12 protein-coding genes are annotated in these 13,911 nt (G+C 66.6%); 8 read left to right on the plus strand and 4 right to left on the minus strand.

The window, feature by feature from the left end; genetic code table 11:
• Positions 1-4 precede the first annotated feature (4 nt).
• Complete coding sequence (locus CFB46_RS34135; protein WP_027786629.1) at positions 5-904, plus strand: LysR family transcriptional regulator; 900 nt, start codon at positions 5-7, stop codon at positions 902-904.
• Positions 905-1,017: 113 nt separating this feature from the next.
• On the opposite strand, the gene CFB46_RS34140 is transcribed toward CFB46_RS34135, so the two are convergent.
• Positions 1,018-2,538: a GGDEF domain-containing protein gene (locus CFB46_RS34140; protein ID WP_027786630.1), complete on the minus strand. Its 1,521-nt coding sequence runs from the start codon at positions 2,536-2,538 to the stop codon at positions 1,018-1,020.
• Positions 2,539-2,870: 332 nt separating this feature from the next.
• On the opposite strand from CFB46_RS34140, the gene CFB46_RS34145 reads away from it, so the two are divergent.
• Both CFB46_RS34145 and CFB46_RS34150 read left to right on the plus strand, forming a co-directional pair.
• Positions 2,871-4,166 carry an MFS transporter gene (locus tag CFB46_RS34145; protein WP_027786631.1) on the plus strand — a complete coding sequence of 432 codons (1,296 nt, stop codon included), beginning with the start codon at positions 2,871-2,873 and terminating at the stop codon, positions 4,164-4,166.
• Positions 4,167-4,221: 55 nt separating this feature from the next.
• Positions 4,222-5,004 (plus strand): substrate-binding domain-containing protein, encoded by a 783-nt coding sequence (locus tag CFB46_RS34150; protein ID WP_089502470.1) that lies wholly within the window; start codon positions 4,222-4,224, stop codon positions 5,002-5,004.
• A gap of 24 nt (positions 5,005-5,028) precedes the next feature.
• Here CFB46_RS34150 and dctA read toward each other — a convergent pair whose 3' ends face one another.
• Positions 5,029-6,339 carry a C4-dicarboxylate transporter DctA gene (gene dctA, locus CFB46_RS34155; protein WP_027786633.1) on the minus strand — a complete coding sequence of 437 codons (1,311 nt, stop codon included), beginning with the start codon at positions 6,337-6,339 and terminating at the stop codon, positions 5,029-5,031.
• Between the two features lie 34 nt (positions 6,340-6,373).
• Positions 6,374-7,297 (minus strand): LysR family transcriptional regulator, encoded by a 924-nt coding sequence (locus CFB46_RS34160; RefSeq protein WP_027786634.1) that lies wholly within the window; start codon positions 7,295-7,297, stop codon positions 6,374-6,376.
• A gap of 242 nt (positions 7,298-7,539) precedes the next feature.
• On the opposite strand from CFB46_RS34160, the gene CFB46_RS34165 reads away from it, so the two are divergent.
• On the plus strand, positions 7,540-8,439 hold the full coding sequence (locus tag CFB46_RS34165) for a LysR substrate-binding domain-containing protein (protein WP_027786635.1): 900 nt from the start codon (positions 7,540-7,542) through the stop codon (positions 8,437-8,439).
• 166 nt (positions 8,440-8,605) lie between these two features.
• Here CFB46_RS34165 and CFB46_RS34170 read toward each other — a convergent pair whose 3' ends face one another.
• Positions 8,606-9,556, minus strand: a complete 951-nt coding sequence (locus CFB46_RS34170) for an IS110 family transposase (RefSeq protein ID WP_373558197.1) — start codon at positions 9,554-9,556, stop codon at positions 8,606-8,608.
• Between the two features lie 213 nt (positions 9,557-9,769).
• On the opposite strand from CFB46_RS34170, the gene CFB46_RS34175 reads away from it, so the two are divergent.
• The 4 genes from CFB46_RS34175 to CFB46_RS34190 all read left to right on the plus strand — a co-directional run bounded on the left by CFB46_RS34175 (position 9,770) and on the right by CFB46_RS34190 (position 13,800).
• The gene (locus CFB46_RS34175; RefSeq protein ID WP_089502471.1) at positions 9,770-10,519 is read left to right on the plus strand and encodes an SDR family NAD(P)-dependent oxidoreductase; all 750 of its coding nucleotides are present in this window, start codon (positions 9,770-9,772) and stop codon (positions 10,517-10,519) included.
• Positions 10,520-10,593: 74 nt separating this feature from the next.
• Positions 10,594-11,919, plus strand: a complete 1,326-nt coding sequence (locus tag CFB46_RS34180; protein ID WP_027786637.1) for an MFS transporter — start codon at positions 10,594-10,596, stop codon at positions 11,917-11,919.
• Between the two features lie 40 nt (positions 11,920-11,959).
• The gene (locus CFB46_RS34185; protein ID WP_027786638.1) at positions 11,960-12,805 is read left to right on the plus strand and encodes a transketolase; all 846 of its coding nucleotides are present in this window, start codon (positions 11,960-11,962) and stop codon (positions 12,803-12,805) included.
• Positions 12,802-13,800, plus strand: a complete 999-nt coding sequence (locus CFB46_RS34190; protein ID WP_027786639.1) for a transketolase family protein — start codon at positions 12,802-12,804, stop codon at positions 13,798-13,800. The genes CFB46_RS34185 and CFB46_RS34190 overlap by 4 nt, the downstream gene beginning before the upstream one ends.
• Positions 13,801-13,911 lie beyond the last annotated feature (111 nt).

Here is a 13,911-nt window from a genome sequence, read left to right on the forward strand (position 1 = left end):
ACACATGGACCTGCTTGCTCTCGCCGATTTCAACCTCGTCGCCCGCCATGGCAGCTTCGGGGAAGCCGCGCGGGTCGCGGATCGCCCAAAGGCGACGCTGTCGCGCCGCGTGGCGGAACTGGAGAACAGTCTGTCGTTGCGTCTGTTCGAACGCGGGTCGCGCGGCGTGAAGCTCACGCAGGAAGGACGCGCGCTCTACGAGCGGACGGGTGCTTTGCTCGCGGAGCTTGCCGACAGCGCGTCGGCGATCGCATCGGGGAGCGAGCGGCCGCGCGGCCGGCTGCGCATCAGCGCGCCGATGCTCTTTTCCCAGTTCGCGATGGGGAAGCTGGTGGCGACGTTCGCGCTGAAATACCCGGACGTCCGGCTGGAGGTGACGACCGAAGACCGGCCCGTCGACATGATCGAGGAAGGGTACGACCTCGTGATACGCGTGAACCCGGACCCGGACGAGAGCCTGATCGGGCGCGTGATCCTGCGCGACCGGCTGGTCGTCGTCGCGACGCCCGCGCTGGCGCGGCCTAGCGGCGACGCACCCGCACCGGCCGTGGTTCGCGGCGCGATCGGCACCCGCGCCGTATGGGAAATCGCGGGCCCGGCCGGGACGGCGCGCATACCGGTCGAACCCGTGGCGCGGCTGTCGTCGCTGGTCATGGTGCGCGATACGGTCCGCCTCGGCCTGGGCGTCGCGCGCCTGCCGGTATCGCTCGTGAGCCGCGACCTGGCCGCCGGCACGCTCGTCAGTTGGGGCGACGTGCCGGGGCCCGATATCGCCCTGTGGGCGCTGTATCCGTCCAGACGATTATTGAGCGCGCGCGTTTCCGCGTTTCTCGATCATCTGAAGGACGCGTTTCCATCGGGAAAGCCGGAAGAACTGGCTGCGTATATCGAACCCGGGCAGTGAAACGGCCGCGGTCGAGACAGCGCACGCGCGTCGCGGCCGCGATGTGCCGAGGGGGATGCCGTCGCAATCGGCAGGGGTGATTCCGCCTTCCATCCCGATTCGAACCGGGGCCTTCACGCCGGCTGTGCGACCGGCTCCGTCCGCGCGCAACACACGCGGTTCCTGCCTTCGCGCTTGGCGCGGTAGAGCGCCATGTCCGCCTGATGCGCGAGCGCGTGCACGGAAGCATGCCGCGCGCGCCGACCGGTTGCACAGCCGATGCTGACGGTGAAGGCCGGAACGGTTTCGGCAAACCCGTCGAGCCGGTTGCGTTCCACCTCGCGGCGAATCGCGTCGGCCACCTGCGCGGCGCCGTCTTCGTCCGTATCGGGCAACACCGCGACGAATTCCTCGCCGCCGTAGCGCGCGGCGAGGTCGCCGCGCCGCCGCGTATGCGCGCGGATGCATTCGGCGAGAAAGCGCAGCGCGGTGTCGCCCAGCGCGTGCCCGTGCCGGTCGTTGTACTGCTTGAAGTGATCGGCGTCGATGAACAGCACCGACAGGCTCCCGTCGCTGCCGCGTTGCAGCCGCTCCCATTCGTCGGCCAGCGCGGTATCGAGCGCGCGACGATTGTGCAGTCCGGTCAACGGATCGGTACGCGTGAGATCGGTCAGCAGCGTCTGCTTGCGGAAGTTGTCCCGCAATGCGAAGGCAAGCAGCCAGACCACCGCGCAGAACGATACGCCGATCACGGATGCCGACACGCCGACCGTCCACGACAGGCGCCGGATGCCGGCCAGCACGTCGCTTTCGGCCGGCGCGACGACCGCGATCAGCGGCGTGCCCGGTATCCGCTGGTACGTATACAACCGCACGGTGCCGTCGAGGCTCGAGCGCGCGGGATAGAAGCCCGATTCGCTGTTCACCATCCGCTTGAAGGATTTCGACAGACGCAGGCGGCTCATCTGGCCTTCGTTCAACGAAGGGTTTCTCGCGAGGATCGTGCCGTCCGCGCGCACGATCGCGCTGACCCCGTTCGGCCCGACGTCGAGACGGGACAGGAGCTGCTCGAAGTAAGCGAGATCGACGGCGACGACCGCGATCCCGTCGAACGCATGATCCGGCCGCTCGATGCGCCGCGACAGCGCGATGGATTCCTTGCCGTCGCGCGAGCGGGCGCGATAGGGCTGGGATACGTAGAGCCCGACGTTGTCCGCATCGCGATGAACCTTGAAGTAGTCGCGATCGCCGAAGTCCCACCGGTGGGTCGAGCTGCAGCACCCGTCGATCAGCCGGCCGTGCCGGTCGGTCACGCCCATGCCGGTCACGTATTGCGCCGCGGTGCGCTCGAACAGCAGGTCGTGCCGTAACCCGGCGTCCATGCGCTGCACGCCCGGCTTGCCGAGATCGGCCGCCAGCGCGACCAGCGCGGTGTTCGACGTTTCGACCGTCCTCGCGATCTGGCTCGCCAGTACGGCCGCGACGTTGCGCGACGTCTCATGTGCGTGCACGACGACTTCGCTGCGCGCGGCCCACAGCGTCACCGCGCTGATTCCGAGCGCCGCGAGCGACATCAGCGTGCCCAGCGCGCCGACGACGAACGGATTGCGTCCGGCCCAGTCGGCGATTTTCTCGATCGAAGTGAATGCGGGCATGCTCGCGCTCGTTGTGAGATGCCAGCTGCGATTGCGCCAGCGCGGATTCCAATCCCGGTTAACGGCACGGTTCAGGAAAAATCGAGGCCGGCATGGCCGCCCGTCGGCCACATCGGCATCGCGTGACGGCGCAAACGTGTGCGGTCACCCAGGCATGCGGCAATACGCCCGAACGCCATCCGGACACATGCGGCTCATGTTGATTGATAACCATCCTGCATCAATCGTTCCGAAAATCGCACTTATCGTTTGATCGATACCGCGCCAACATGCCGGAAAACGACAATCGACCAGCCCCTCCCGCGTATTTCAGGTTTTCAGGAGACACCCCGATGCACCCCTCGTCCCGCCTTCCGGCCGAACGTTCGAAGGCCGCCGCGATCTTTCGCGTCACGGCCGGCAATTTTCTCGAGCAGTTCGACTTTTTCCTGTTCGGCTTCTACGCCACGCAGATCGCCAACGTCTTCTTCCCCGCGCAAAGCGAGTTCGCGTCGTTGATGATGACCTTCGCCGTGTTCGGCGCCGGCTTCCTGATGCGGCCGCTGGGCGCGATCGTGCTGGGCGCGTACATCGACGAGGTCGGCCGACGCAAGGGCCTGATCGTCACGCTGACGATCATGGCGAGCGGCACCATCCTGATCGCGTTCGTGCCGGGCTACGCGACGATCGGGCTGCTCGCGCCCGTGCTCGTGCTGACCGGCCGGCTGCTGCAGGGCTTCTCCGCGGGCGCCGAACTGGGCGGCGTATCGGTCTATCTCGCCGAGCTGGCGACGCCCGGCCGCAAGGGCTTCTTCACGAGCTGGCAATCGGCCAGCCAGCAGGTGGCGATCGTCATCGCGGCGGGCCTCGGCTTCGCGCTCAATCAGTGGTTGAGCGCGTCGCAGATCGCCGCCTGGGGATGGCGCGTGCCGTTCTTCGTCGGCTGCATGATCGTGCCGTTCATCTTCATGCTGCGCCGCAACCTGGAGGAAACCCATGAATTCAAGGCCCGCAAGCATCGTCCGGGCATGAAGGAAGTGTTCGGTACGCTGGTCCAGAACTGGGGCGTCGTGGTCGCCGGCATGATGCTGGTCGCGATGACCACGACGAGCTTCTATCTGATCACCGTCTACGCACCGACCTTCGGCAAGACGGTGCTGCATCTGAGCACCGCCGACAGCCTGCTCGTGACGCTTTGCGTCGGCGTGTCGAACTTCGTGTGGCTGCCGATCGGCGGTGCGCTCTCCGACCGGATCGGCCGCCGGCCGCTGCTGGTCGGCATGACGATGCTCACCGTCGTGACCGCCTACCCGGCGCTGACGTTCCTCGCTCACGCGCCGTCGTTCGTCAACATGCTGCTCGTCCTGCTCTGGCTCTCGTTCATGTACGGGATCTATAACGGTGCGATGATCGTCGCGCTCACGGAAGTGATGCCCGTGCAGGTGCGCGTCGCGGGCTTCTCGCTCGCGTACAGCCTCGCGACGGCCGTGTTCGGCGGCTTCACGCCGGTCATCTCGACCGGGCTCATTCACATGACGGGCGACAAGGCCGCACCGGGCTACTGGATGAGCTTCGCCGCGATGTGCGCGTTGCTTGCGACGTTCGCGCTCTATCGCCGCCGTGCAGCGACGTTGACGCCGGCGCATTGAGGTCCGGCCCCTCCGGCATGCCAACCCACATCCACGAATCCGCACGACCACGACCATGAGAAATCCGTTCCTGACATTCTGCGCGACCGCGCTCGTCGCCACCGCGGCGTTGGCGGCCAACGTACAGGCCGCCGAACTGCACGTGATGAGCTCGGGCGGCTTCACCGCCGCCTACAAGGTGCTCGGCCCCCGGTTCGCGTCCACGACGGGCAATACGCTCGCTACTGCGCTCGGCCCGTCGATGGGCAAATCGCCCGAAGCAATTCCGAACCGGCTCGCGCGCGGCGAGCCCGCCGACGCCGTGATCATGGTCGGCTACGCGCTGGACGATCTGATCAAGCAAGGCAAGGTCGCTCCCGAATCTCGCGTCGAGCTGGCCGACTCGCGCATCGGCATGGTCGTGCGCGACGGCGCGGCAAAGCCCGACATCAGCACCGCCGAGGGCCTCAAGCAGGTGCTGCTGCACGCGAAATCGATCGCCTATTCGGACAGCGCGAGCGGCGTGTATATCGAACGCGCGCTGTTCAAGAAGCTCGGGATCGAGGAGCAGGTGAAGTCGAAGGCGAAGATGATCCCGCGGATTCCGGTGGCGTCGGTCGTCGCGAACGGCGACTACGAAATCGGCTTCCAGCAGGTCAGCGAGCTGCTGCCCGTCAAGGGGGCGAGCTTCGTCGGCAAGATTCCCGAATCGCTGCAGTCCGTCACGCGCTTCGCCGCCGGCATCCCGGTCGGCGCGCAGCATCCGCGGGAAGCGAAGGCGCTGCTCGACTTTCTTGCGTCGCCCGACGTGCAGGCCGACGTGAAATCGACCGGCCTGGATCCGGTTTCCGCACATTGAGCCCGATCGACGGGAAGGCGCGTATCAGACCGTCTTTCCGTCGCCGTCGCCGCCTGCCGCGGCACGCGCTTCATCGGCCCCGGCCGACGCGAGCCGCTGCGCGAGGCGCGTGCGATCGCATGCACCTTCCCACGCCGACACGAAGATCACCGCGCACGCATTGCTGATCACGCTGGTCAGCGCGCGCGCTTCCGACATGAAGCGATCGATGCCGACCAGCAGCGCGACCCCGGCGACGGGCAGGTCGGGCATGACGGCGAGCGTCGCGATCAGCGCGACGAGCCCGCTGCCGGACACGCCGGCCGCCCCCTTGGACGTGAGCAGCATGATCGCGAGCATCGTCGCGATCTGCGGCGCGGAAAGCGGGACGTCGCATGCCTGCGCGATGAACAACGCCGCGAGCGTCAGATAGATCGCGGTACCGTCCAGATTGAACGAATAGCCGGCCGGCAGCACGAGCCCCACCACGCCTTTGTCGCAGCCGAGCGCTTCCAGCTTGACGATCAGGCGCGGCAGGACCGGCTCCGTGGACGAGGTCGCGAGGACGATGAGCAACTCTTCGCGCAGGTAACGCAAGAGCCGCCACAGCGCGAAGCCGTGCAGCCGCGCGAGCGGTGCGAGCACCAGCGCGACGAACAGCGCGCAGGCCACGTAGAAGGACATCATCAGCTTCGCAAGCGAACCGACCGAGCCGATGCCGAAGCGGCCCACCGTGAACGCCATCGCGCCGAACGCGCCGAGCGGCGCCAGTCGCATGATCATCGCGAGGATGCGAAAGACGACCTGGGCGATGCCGTCGATCAGCGCAAGAACGGGGCGGGCGGTGCGCGGATGCGCATTCAGCGAGAAGCCGAACAACAGCGACAGCAGCAGCACCGGCAACACTTCGCCGCTGGCGAACGCGCCGAGCATCGTATCCGGAATCACGCCGAGCGCGAACGCCACCAGGCTGCGCGGCTCCGCATGCTTCGCGTACGGCGCCAGGATGCTCGCATCCAGATGATGGACGTCGATGTGCATGCCGGCGCCCGGTTGCAGCCCGTACGCGGTGACGAGCCCGAGCGCGAGCGCGGCGGCCGTCAACAGATAGAAGAGCGCGAGCGCCCGCACGATCGTGCGGCCGATGGCCCGCCCGTTCGACAACGACGTGATGCCCGACACGATCGTGCAAAAGACGATCGGGGCGATGGTCATCTTCACGAGCCCGACGAACGCGTCGCTGAGCGGCTTGAGCATCGAGCCCGCCGCCGGCCACACGTGACCGATGGCGATGCCGAGCATCATCGCGAGCAGGACCTGCACGTAAAGCGATTTGAGCAGCCGGGTCCACCTCACGATGCAATCTTCCTTCGTTTGCGTTCCGGCGTCGTCATGCCGATGTGCCGCTGCCGACGGCGTCGCCGCGCTTCGCGTCGACGATCATCCGGTGAAACGCCTCGGCGGCCGGCGTCAGCGAGCGCCCGCGCCGCTTGACGATGCCCACGCGCCGTTTCACGGCCGGCTCGACGAGCGGCACGCTCGTGAGGACCGGGTGGTCATGCCCCGGCATCGCCATCGATGGCACCGCGGCGACGCCGAGCCCCGCCTCGATCAGCCCGAGCAGGGTCGTGACGTGGCGCGCCTCGCAGACGCTCGGCTTACGCGGCGCGACGGCGGCCAATGCCTGGTCGAGCAGCAGGCGGTTACCGGAAGTCTTGTCCACCGATACGTAATCGTGTTCGTAAAGTTCGTTCCAGGTCACGCGCTTCTTGCGCGCGAGCGGATGGTCGCGGCGGCACGCGGCGACGAACCGTTCCTGGAGCAGCACCTTGAATTCGATCTCCGCCTCCTGGCTGCCGATAAAGCTCACGCCGAAATCCGCCTCGCCGCTGATCACGGCGCCGAGCACCTCGTTGGCGCCGGCGTCGAGCAGCTTCACCCTGATGCGCGGAAAGCGCTGATGATAGCGGGCGATGATGGGGGGCAGGAAGTAGTAGGCGACCGACGGCACGCAGGCGATCGTCACGTGGCCCAGGCGGCTCGACGACACGTCGCGGATGCCGAGCAGCGCGGCGTCGAGATCGTCGAGCAGTTGTTCGGCGCTCTGCGCGAACACGCGGCCGACGGTGGTGAGTGCGACGCGGCGCGTGGTGCGTTCGAACAGCCGCACGCCGAGTGCGTCCTCGAGCTTGTCGATCCGGCGGCTCAACGCGGGCTGGGAGAGGCTGACCGCTTCGGCGGCCTTGCGGAAACTGCCCGTTTCCACGACCGCGCGAAACGCCTGCAAGTCGGTCAAATCGAAATTGATGCCCACCGGTCACTCTCCGCCACTCAGATGCGCAGCATTTTGCATGATTCGGTCCGCGCCATGCGTGTCGCGTCGTCCATGCGGCGGCGTTGGCGCGGCGCGGTGTGCTGCCCAGCCGAGGCCACGCCGCGAATCGATCGTCCCGGCGCGCTTCCTGTTGTACCGTATCGCTTTTGCCCGGGCAACGATTCAGCGCCGGCGTTAGCCCCGGCCAGCCGGGCGAGCCGCTCTCTTCAACGGACTCCAGCATGCGCATTCCGCCGCTCAAGGCCATCATTGCGTTCGAAAGCGTCGCCCGGACCAAAAGCGTCAACCGTGCGGCGCAAGAGCTCGGCCTGACCGCGTCCGCGGTGAGCCATCAGCTCAGCAACCTCGAATCGCAGATCGGTCAGCCGCTGTTTCAGCGTTCGGGGCGCGGCCTCGTCCTCACGCCGACCGGCGAACGCTACCTGGCCGACGTCACCGGCTCGCTGGCCGACCTGAGCCGCGCGACCGAGCGCGCGTCGAGCCGCACCGAAGTGGACATCCTGCGCGTGCATTCGAGCCCGAGCTTCGGGCTGATGTGGCTGCTGCCGCGGCTGTCGTCGTTTCAGGAGGCGAACGGCGATATCCAGCTGAACCTCGCGTGCTCTTACGAAAACGTGTCGTTCTCGAACGGCTTTTACGATATCGATGTCCGGCACGGCTACGGCAACTGGGACAACCTCGAGGTCCGGACCGTGCGCGGCGAATTCATCGCGCCGCTCGCGTCGCCGCGCTATCTCGAACGGCATCCGGTGAACGCGCCGGAAGACCTGCTCGCGCATCGGCTGATCTATTCCGAAACGCCGCTGGTCCAGTGGAAGCAGTGGTTCGGCCGGACCGGCGTGCCGCTCGCGGCCCAGAAGACCTTCGATTTTTCGTTCGACCGTTCGTACATGTCGCTCGAAACCGCCGCATTGGGCCTCGGCATCGCGCTCGAAAGCCTGATGCTCGCGTCGGTGAAGATCCGCGAAGGGCTGCTGGTGCCGGTCTTCGACGCGGCCCATGCGGTCGAAGTCGGCGCGCATCATCTCGTTTACCCGCGGCAGAACGCGGAGCTGCCGCGCGTGAAGCGCTTCCTGGCATGGATCGAACGGGAAGTGGCGGCGCACGCGCGGCCGGCTTGAACGCGGCGCCCGACGGCGCTCGCGATATTGCGCTGCAGCACCGGCCGCGCGCCGTCACCTGAAATTTTCTCAACGATGTCTGAGCGTTTCCGCGTTGATGCGGGTGTCCGCCGAGCCGACACTCTGCACACACATCAACACAGCAACCATCTTGAGACAGCCCATGTCATGCGCCCTTGAAATCCGGCTGCCACCGCTCGCCCGAGCGGGCGATGGCATTGAGCGTGATGAGCAGTTTGCGCATGCACGCGACGAGGGCGACTTTTTTGGGCTTGCCGGCGGCGATCAGCCTCAGATAGCAGCTACGGATCAGCGGATTGAAGCGCGTGGCGACCAGTGCGGCGACGTACAGTACGCGTCGGACACTGGAGCGCCCGCCGAAGATATGGCGCTGCCCGCGCAGGGTGCCCGAATCGCGATTGATGGGTGCAAGCCCCGCAAGACTGGTGATCTGCTTGCGAGTGAGGTGTCCGAGTTCGGGCAGTTCAGCGATGAGTGTACTGGCGGTGGTCGGGCCAACGCCCTTGACCGATTGCAGCAAAGCCGACAGATCGGCGTAGCGTTCCTGAAGCACACGTTGTACGTCGTTATCGATGTCGGCCAACTGACTGAGCAAGGCCTCGATCATTGCCTCGATGCTGGCACGGGCCCGCTCGTGAGCGACGGCCAGGCGTTGCCGCTCGCTCACGAGCATGGCCACGAGTTGCCGTCGGCGCGTAACAAGTGCGACGAGCTCACGCTGCTCCTGAGTGGCCAACGCACGGGGCTGATGCCCCTGGGCATGCAACACGGCGGCGAACTCGGCCAATGCCCGCGCGTCAAGCCGATCGGTCTTGGCCAGTCGCCCCATAGCCCGCGCAAAATCACGTGCCTGGCGAGGGTTGATGACCGACACGGGCAATCCGACGCCCGCCAGCGCCACCGCGCAGGCTCGCTCGTAGCCGCCGGTGGCCTCAAGTATGACCAACGTAACTGTCTTGCGCCTGAGCCAGCGCAACAACTTCGCGTGTCCGGCTTCAGTGTTCTCGAACGCATGCGTCGAGGCGTCCGAGCAGCAGACTTCGACACTGTCCTTGGCGACATCGATACCGACGAAAACCGGTTGGCTCATGTTCATCGACTCCCAGCCTTATAGATGCGAAATGAGATCAATCAACCATTCGGGATAGCGTTAAACGAGGCAGCCACGACACGCCTTGAGCTGTGATTCGAGCTCGATGGCTCGCAGGAGACACAAGCTGTGCCATGGCCGCCAACCGGTAAGGCAGCCCGCCTCACGGCGGGCCACAACTGAAGTTTGAAGCAAATCGAAGATATAAGGAGACGAACCATGTTGCTCGACGACAAGGCCATCATCGTGACCGGCGCCGCATCGCCGCGCGGTATCGGCAAGGCCACGGCCCGCGCGCTGGCCGCGCAGGGCGCACGCGTGGCGATCCTCGACCTGCGCCGCGAAGACGCGCAAGCGGCCGCCGCCGAACTCGGCCCGGATCATCTCGGCCTCGCGTGCGACGTGACCGACCGCGACGCGTGCGTGGCGGCAGCCCGCGCGGTGCTGGAGCACTTTGGCCGTATCGACGGCCTCGTGAACAACGCCGGCATCACGCAGCCCGTGCGCACGCTGGATATCTCGGCGCGCGACTTCGATGCGATCGTCGACGTGAACCTGCGCGGCACGCTCTACATGTCGCAGGCGGTGTTGCCCGCGATGAAGGCGCAGCGCAGCGGCAGCATCGTCTGCATGTCGTCGGTATCCGCGCAACGCGGCGGCGGCATTTTCGGCGGCCCGCACTACAGCGCCGCCAAGGCCGGCGTGCTCGGCCTCGCGAAGGCGATGGCACGCGAATTCGGCGCCGAGCGCATCCGCGTCAATTCGATCACGCCGGGCCTGATCCAGACCGACATCACCGGCGACAAGCTGACGCCCGACATGCGCGAGGACATCATCAAGGGCATTCCGCTCGGCCGGCTCGGCGATGCCGCCGACGTCGCCAATGCGTGCCTGTTCCTGCTGAGCGACCTGTCGAGCTATCTGACGGGCGTCACGCTCGACGTCAATGGCGGGATGCTGATTCACTGAGAACGGCGCCGCCCGATGCGCGGCGCCGACCATCATGCACCCGGGACGACCCGGGGCCATGGCAGGAGACAAAGATGAGAGCAAAGTACCCCGCACCGCCGGTCCAGGGCGAGACGCTGCAACGGGACGATGCGCCGACGTTCGAGGCGGCCACCTACGCGAAGGTTGCCCGACGGCTGATCCCGTTCCTGATGTTGTGCTATCTCGGCGCGTATCTCGACCGTGTCAACGTCGGCTTCGCGAAACTGCAGATGCTCAACGACCTGCGCTTCAGCGAGACGGTCTACGGCATGGGCGCAGGCATCTTCTTCCTCGGCTATTTTCTGTTCGAGGTGCCGAGCAACCTGATCCTGCATCGCGTCGGCGCGCGTCGCTGGCTCGCGCGCATCATGCTGACGTGGGCGGCGATCTCGGCGAGCTTCGTGTTCGTCAAGTCGCCCACCGCGTTCTACGTGCTGCGGTTTCTGCTCGGCGTCGCCGAAGCAGGCTTCGCGCCGGGCGTGATCCTGTACCTCACGTACTGGTTCCCGTCGGCGCGGCGCGCGAAGGCGCTGTCGCTGTTCTTCATGGCGATTCCGCTCGCCGGGATCATCGGCGGGCCGCTGTCGGGCGCGATCATGCATTCCCTGCACGGCGCGATGTCGATGGCGGGCTGGAAGTGGCTGTTTCTGCTCGAGGCGCTGCCTTCGTTCGTGCTGGGTTTCGCGATCCTGCTGTATCTCGACGATGGCATCGCCGGCGCGAAATGGCTGACCGACGCCGAAAAATCCCTCCTGGCGCGCAACGTGTCGGCCGATGCCGAGCACACCACCGCCCACCTGTCGATCCGTACGTTCGTCGCGGACCGACGCCTGTGGCTGATGGCGGCGATCTACTTCTGCGTGGTGCTCGGCCAGTACGGCCTCACGTTCTGGCTGCCGACGATCATTCGCAAGGCCGGCGTTGCCGATCCGCTGTGGGTCGGCCTGTTCACCGCGATTCCGTATGCCTGTGCGATCGTCGCGCTGCCGCTGATCGGCATCAGCGCGGATCGTCGCCGCGAGCGCCGCCTTCATCTCGCGGTGCCGATGCTGGTCGCGGCGGCGGGCTTCGCCACGTTGCCGATGCTCGGCAGCGTCGGCGCGTCGATCGTGTGCCTGAGCATCGCGTCCGCCGGCATCCTCGCGTCGTCGTCGCAGTTCTGGTCGCTGCCGACCGCATTGCTGGGCGGGGTGTCGGCGGCGGCGGGCATCGCCGCGGTCAATTGCTTCGCGAACCTCGCCGGTTTCTTCTCGCCGGCGATTGTCGGCTGGCTGAACGACCTGACCGGCAAGTCCACCGCGGGACTCGTGTTCATCTCCGTCGCGATCGCGGTCGGTGCGCTGTTGGTGTTCCTCGTTCCGCGATCCGTCAACCGCTGATTCGATTTGTATTCCTTCCGATCCGATAATGGAGCTATCGATGGACAACGAAACCATCCATGAAGCGGCCACGCTCGCCGAGCGCGCGTACCGCATCCGTAGAAACGCCGTGCTGATGGGCGAAGTGCAGGGGCAGGGCTATGTCGGCCAGGCGCTCGACATCGCCGACGTGCTGGCCGTCGCGTATTTCGGCGCGATGCGCTATCGCGCCGACGATCCCGAATGGGAAGGGCGCGACCGCTTCCTGCTGTCCAACGGGCACTATGCGATCGCGCTGTACGCGGCGCTGTTCGAAGCCGGCATCCTGCCGGCCGCGGAACTCGAGACCTATGGCAGCGACGACAGCCGTTTGCCGATGTCCGGCATGGCGAGCTATACGCCCGGCATGGAAATGTCCGGCGGCTCGCTCGGGCAGGGCCTGACGATCGCGGTCGGCCGTTGTCTCGGCCTGAAGCGCAAGGGCTCGGATGCGTTCGTCTACACGCTGTTCTCGGACGGCGAGCTGGACGAAGGAGCCATCTGGGAAGGGCTGATGTCGGCCGCGCACTGGCGGCTCGACAACCTGATCGCGATCGTCGACGTGAACAACCAGCAGGCCGACGGCCCGTCGACCCAGGTCATGGCGTTCGAGCCGCTGGTCGACAAGCTCGAGGCGTTCGGCTGGTACGTGCAACGCGTGGACGGCAACGACATCGACGCGGTGAAGCGTGCGTTCGACCAGGCGCGCCGGCATGGCGCGCCGCAGCCGCGCATCATCGTCTGCGACACGAAGATGGGGTGCGGCGTGCCGTTCCTCGAGGCACGCGAGAAGAGCCATTTCATCCGCGTCGATGCGCACGAGTGGCAACTCGCGCTCGACGCACTCGAAGCAGGGAGACAGGCATGAGCACCGTCGACAACAAGCCGCGTCTGAAGACGTCGGCGATGATCGCGTCCATCGCGGCGGAAGGGCAGGCGACCCGCGCTGCGCCGTTCGGCCATGCGCTGACCGAACTCGCCCGCACGAACGACAACGTGATCGGGATGACGGCCGATCTCGGCAAGTACACCGACCTGCACATCTTCGCGAAGGCCTTCCCCGAACGTTACTACCAGATGGGCATGGCCGAGCAACTACTGATGGGGGCCGCCGCCGGGTTCGCGCACGAAGGCGCGCAGCCGTTCGTCACCACCTATGCGGTGTTTGCGACGCGCCGGGCGTACGACTTCATTCATCAGGCGATTGCCGAGGACAATCTCGACGTGAAGCTGGTGTGCGCATTGCCGGGGCTCACGACCGGCTACGGGCCGAGCCACCAGGCCGCCGAGGATCTGGCGCTGATGCGCGCGATGCCGAACATGACCGTGATCGATCCGTGCGACGCGCTGGACATCGAACAGATGGTGCCGGCCATCGCCGCGCACAAGGGGCCGGTGTACGCCCGCCTGCTGCGTGGCAACGTGCCGGCCGTGCTCGACGAATACGATTACCGTTTCGAACTCGGCAAGGCCAAGCTGCTGCGCGACGGCAACGACGTGCTGCTGATCTCGTCCGGGATCATGACGATGCGCGCGCTCGAGGTAGCGAAGGCGCTTCAGGGCGATCGCGTCGATGTCGCCGTGCTGCACGTACCGACGATCAAGCCGCTCGATACGGCGACCATCGTCCGCGAGGCCGCGCGCAGGGGGCGCATGGTCATCGTCGCCGAGAACCATACGGTGATCGGCGGCCTCGGCGAAGCGGTCGCGACCGCGTTGCTCGGCGCCGGCGTCGCGGTCCCGTTCCGGCAGATCGCACTGCCGGATGCATACCTCGCCGCGGGCGCGCTGCCGACGTTGCACGAGCGGTACGGGATCTCGGCTGGCGCGATGGGCGCGAACATCAAGTCTTGGCTCGGATGATCGGGCGATCGTTCGACACCCGCGTGTCGATGCGAAACGAGATCTCGCCGGTCGGCGATGCGAAGCGGTCGGGGTTCGGCCGCGGCGGGGCGCACGCCGGCATCGGCGACC

Source organism: Burkholderia sp. HI2761 (genome assembly GCF_002223355.1).
Classification (GTDB): Bacteria; Pseudomonadota; Gammaproteobacteria; order Burkholderiales; family Burkholderiaceae; genus Burkholderia.

What these genes read in the sequence shown, in the direction of transcription:
- CFB46_RS34165 (WP_027786635.1), top strand. Translation starts at nt 7,540, where the DNA reads ATGCGCATTCCGCCGCTCAAGGCCATCATTGCGTTCGAAAGCGTCGCC.
- CFB46_RS34190 (WP_027786639.1), top strand. Translation starts at nt 12,802, where the DNA reads ATGAGCACCGTCGACAACAAGCCGCGTCTGAAGACGTCGGCGATGATC.
- CFB46_RS34185 (WP_027786638.1), top strand. Translation starts at nt 11,960, where the DNA reads ATGGACAACGAAACCATCCATGAAGCGGCCACGCTCGCCGAGCGCGCG.
- CFB46_RS34135 (WP_027786629.1), top strand. Translation starts at nt 5, where the DNA reads ATGGACCTGCTTGCTCTCGCCGATTTCAACCTCGTCGCCCGCCATGGC.
- CFB46_RS34150 (WP_089502470.1), top strand. Translation starts at nt 4,222, where the DNA reads ATGAGAAATCCGTTCCTGACATTCTGCGCGACCGCGCTCGTCGCCACC.
- CFB46_RS34140 (WP_027786630.1), bottom strand. Translation starts at nt 2,538, where the DNA reads ATGCCCGCATTCACTTCGATCGAGAAAATCGCCGACTGGGCCGGACGC.
- CFB46_RS34180 (WP_027786637.1), top strand. Translation starts at nt 10,594, where the DNA reads ATGAGAGCAAAGTACCCCGCACCGCCGGTCCAGGGCGAGACGCTGCAA.
- CFB46_RS34170 (WP_373558197.1), bottom strand. Translation starts at nt 9,556, where the DNA reads ATGAACATGAGCCAACCGGTTTTCGTCGGTATCGATGTCGCCAAGGAC.
- CFB46_RS34145 (WP_027786631.1), top strand. Translation starts at nt 2,871, where the DNA reads ATGCACCCCTCGTCCCGCCTTCCGGCCGAACGTTCGAAGGCCGCCGCG.
- CFB46_RS34175 (WP_089502471.1), top strand. Translation starts at nt 9,770, where the DNA reads ATGTTGCTCGACGACAAGGCCATCATCGTGACCGGCGCCGCATCGCCG.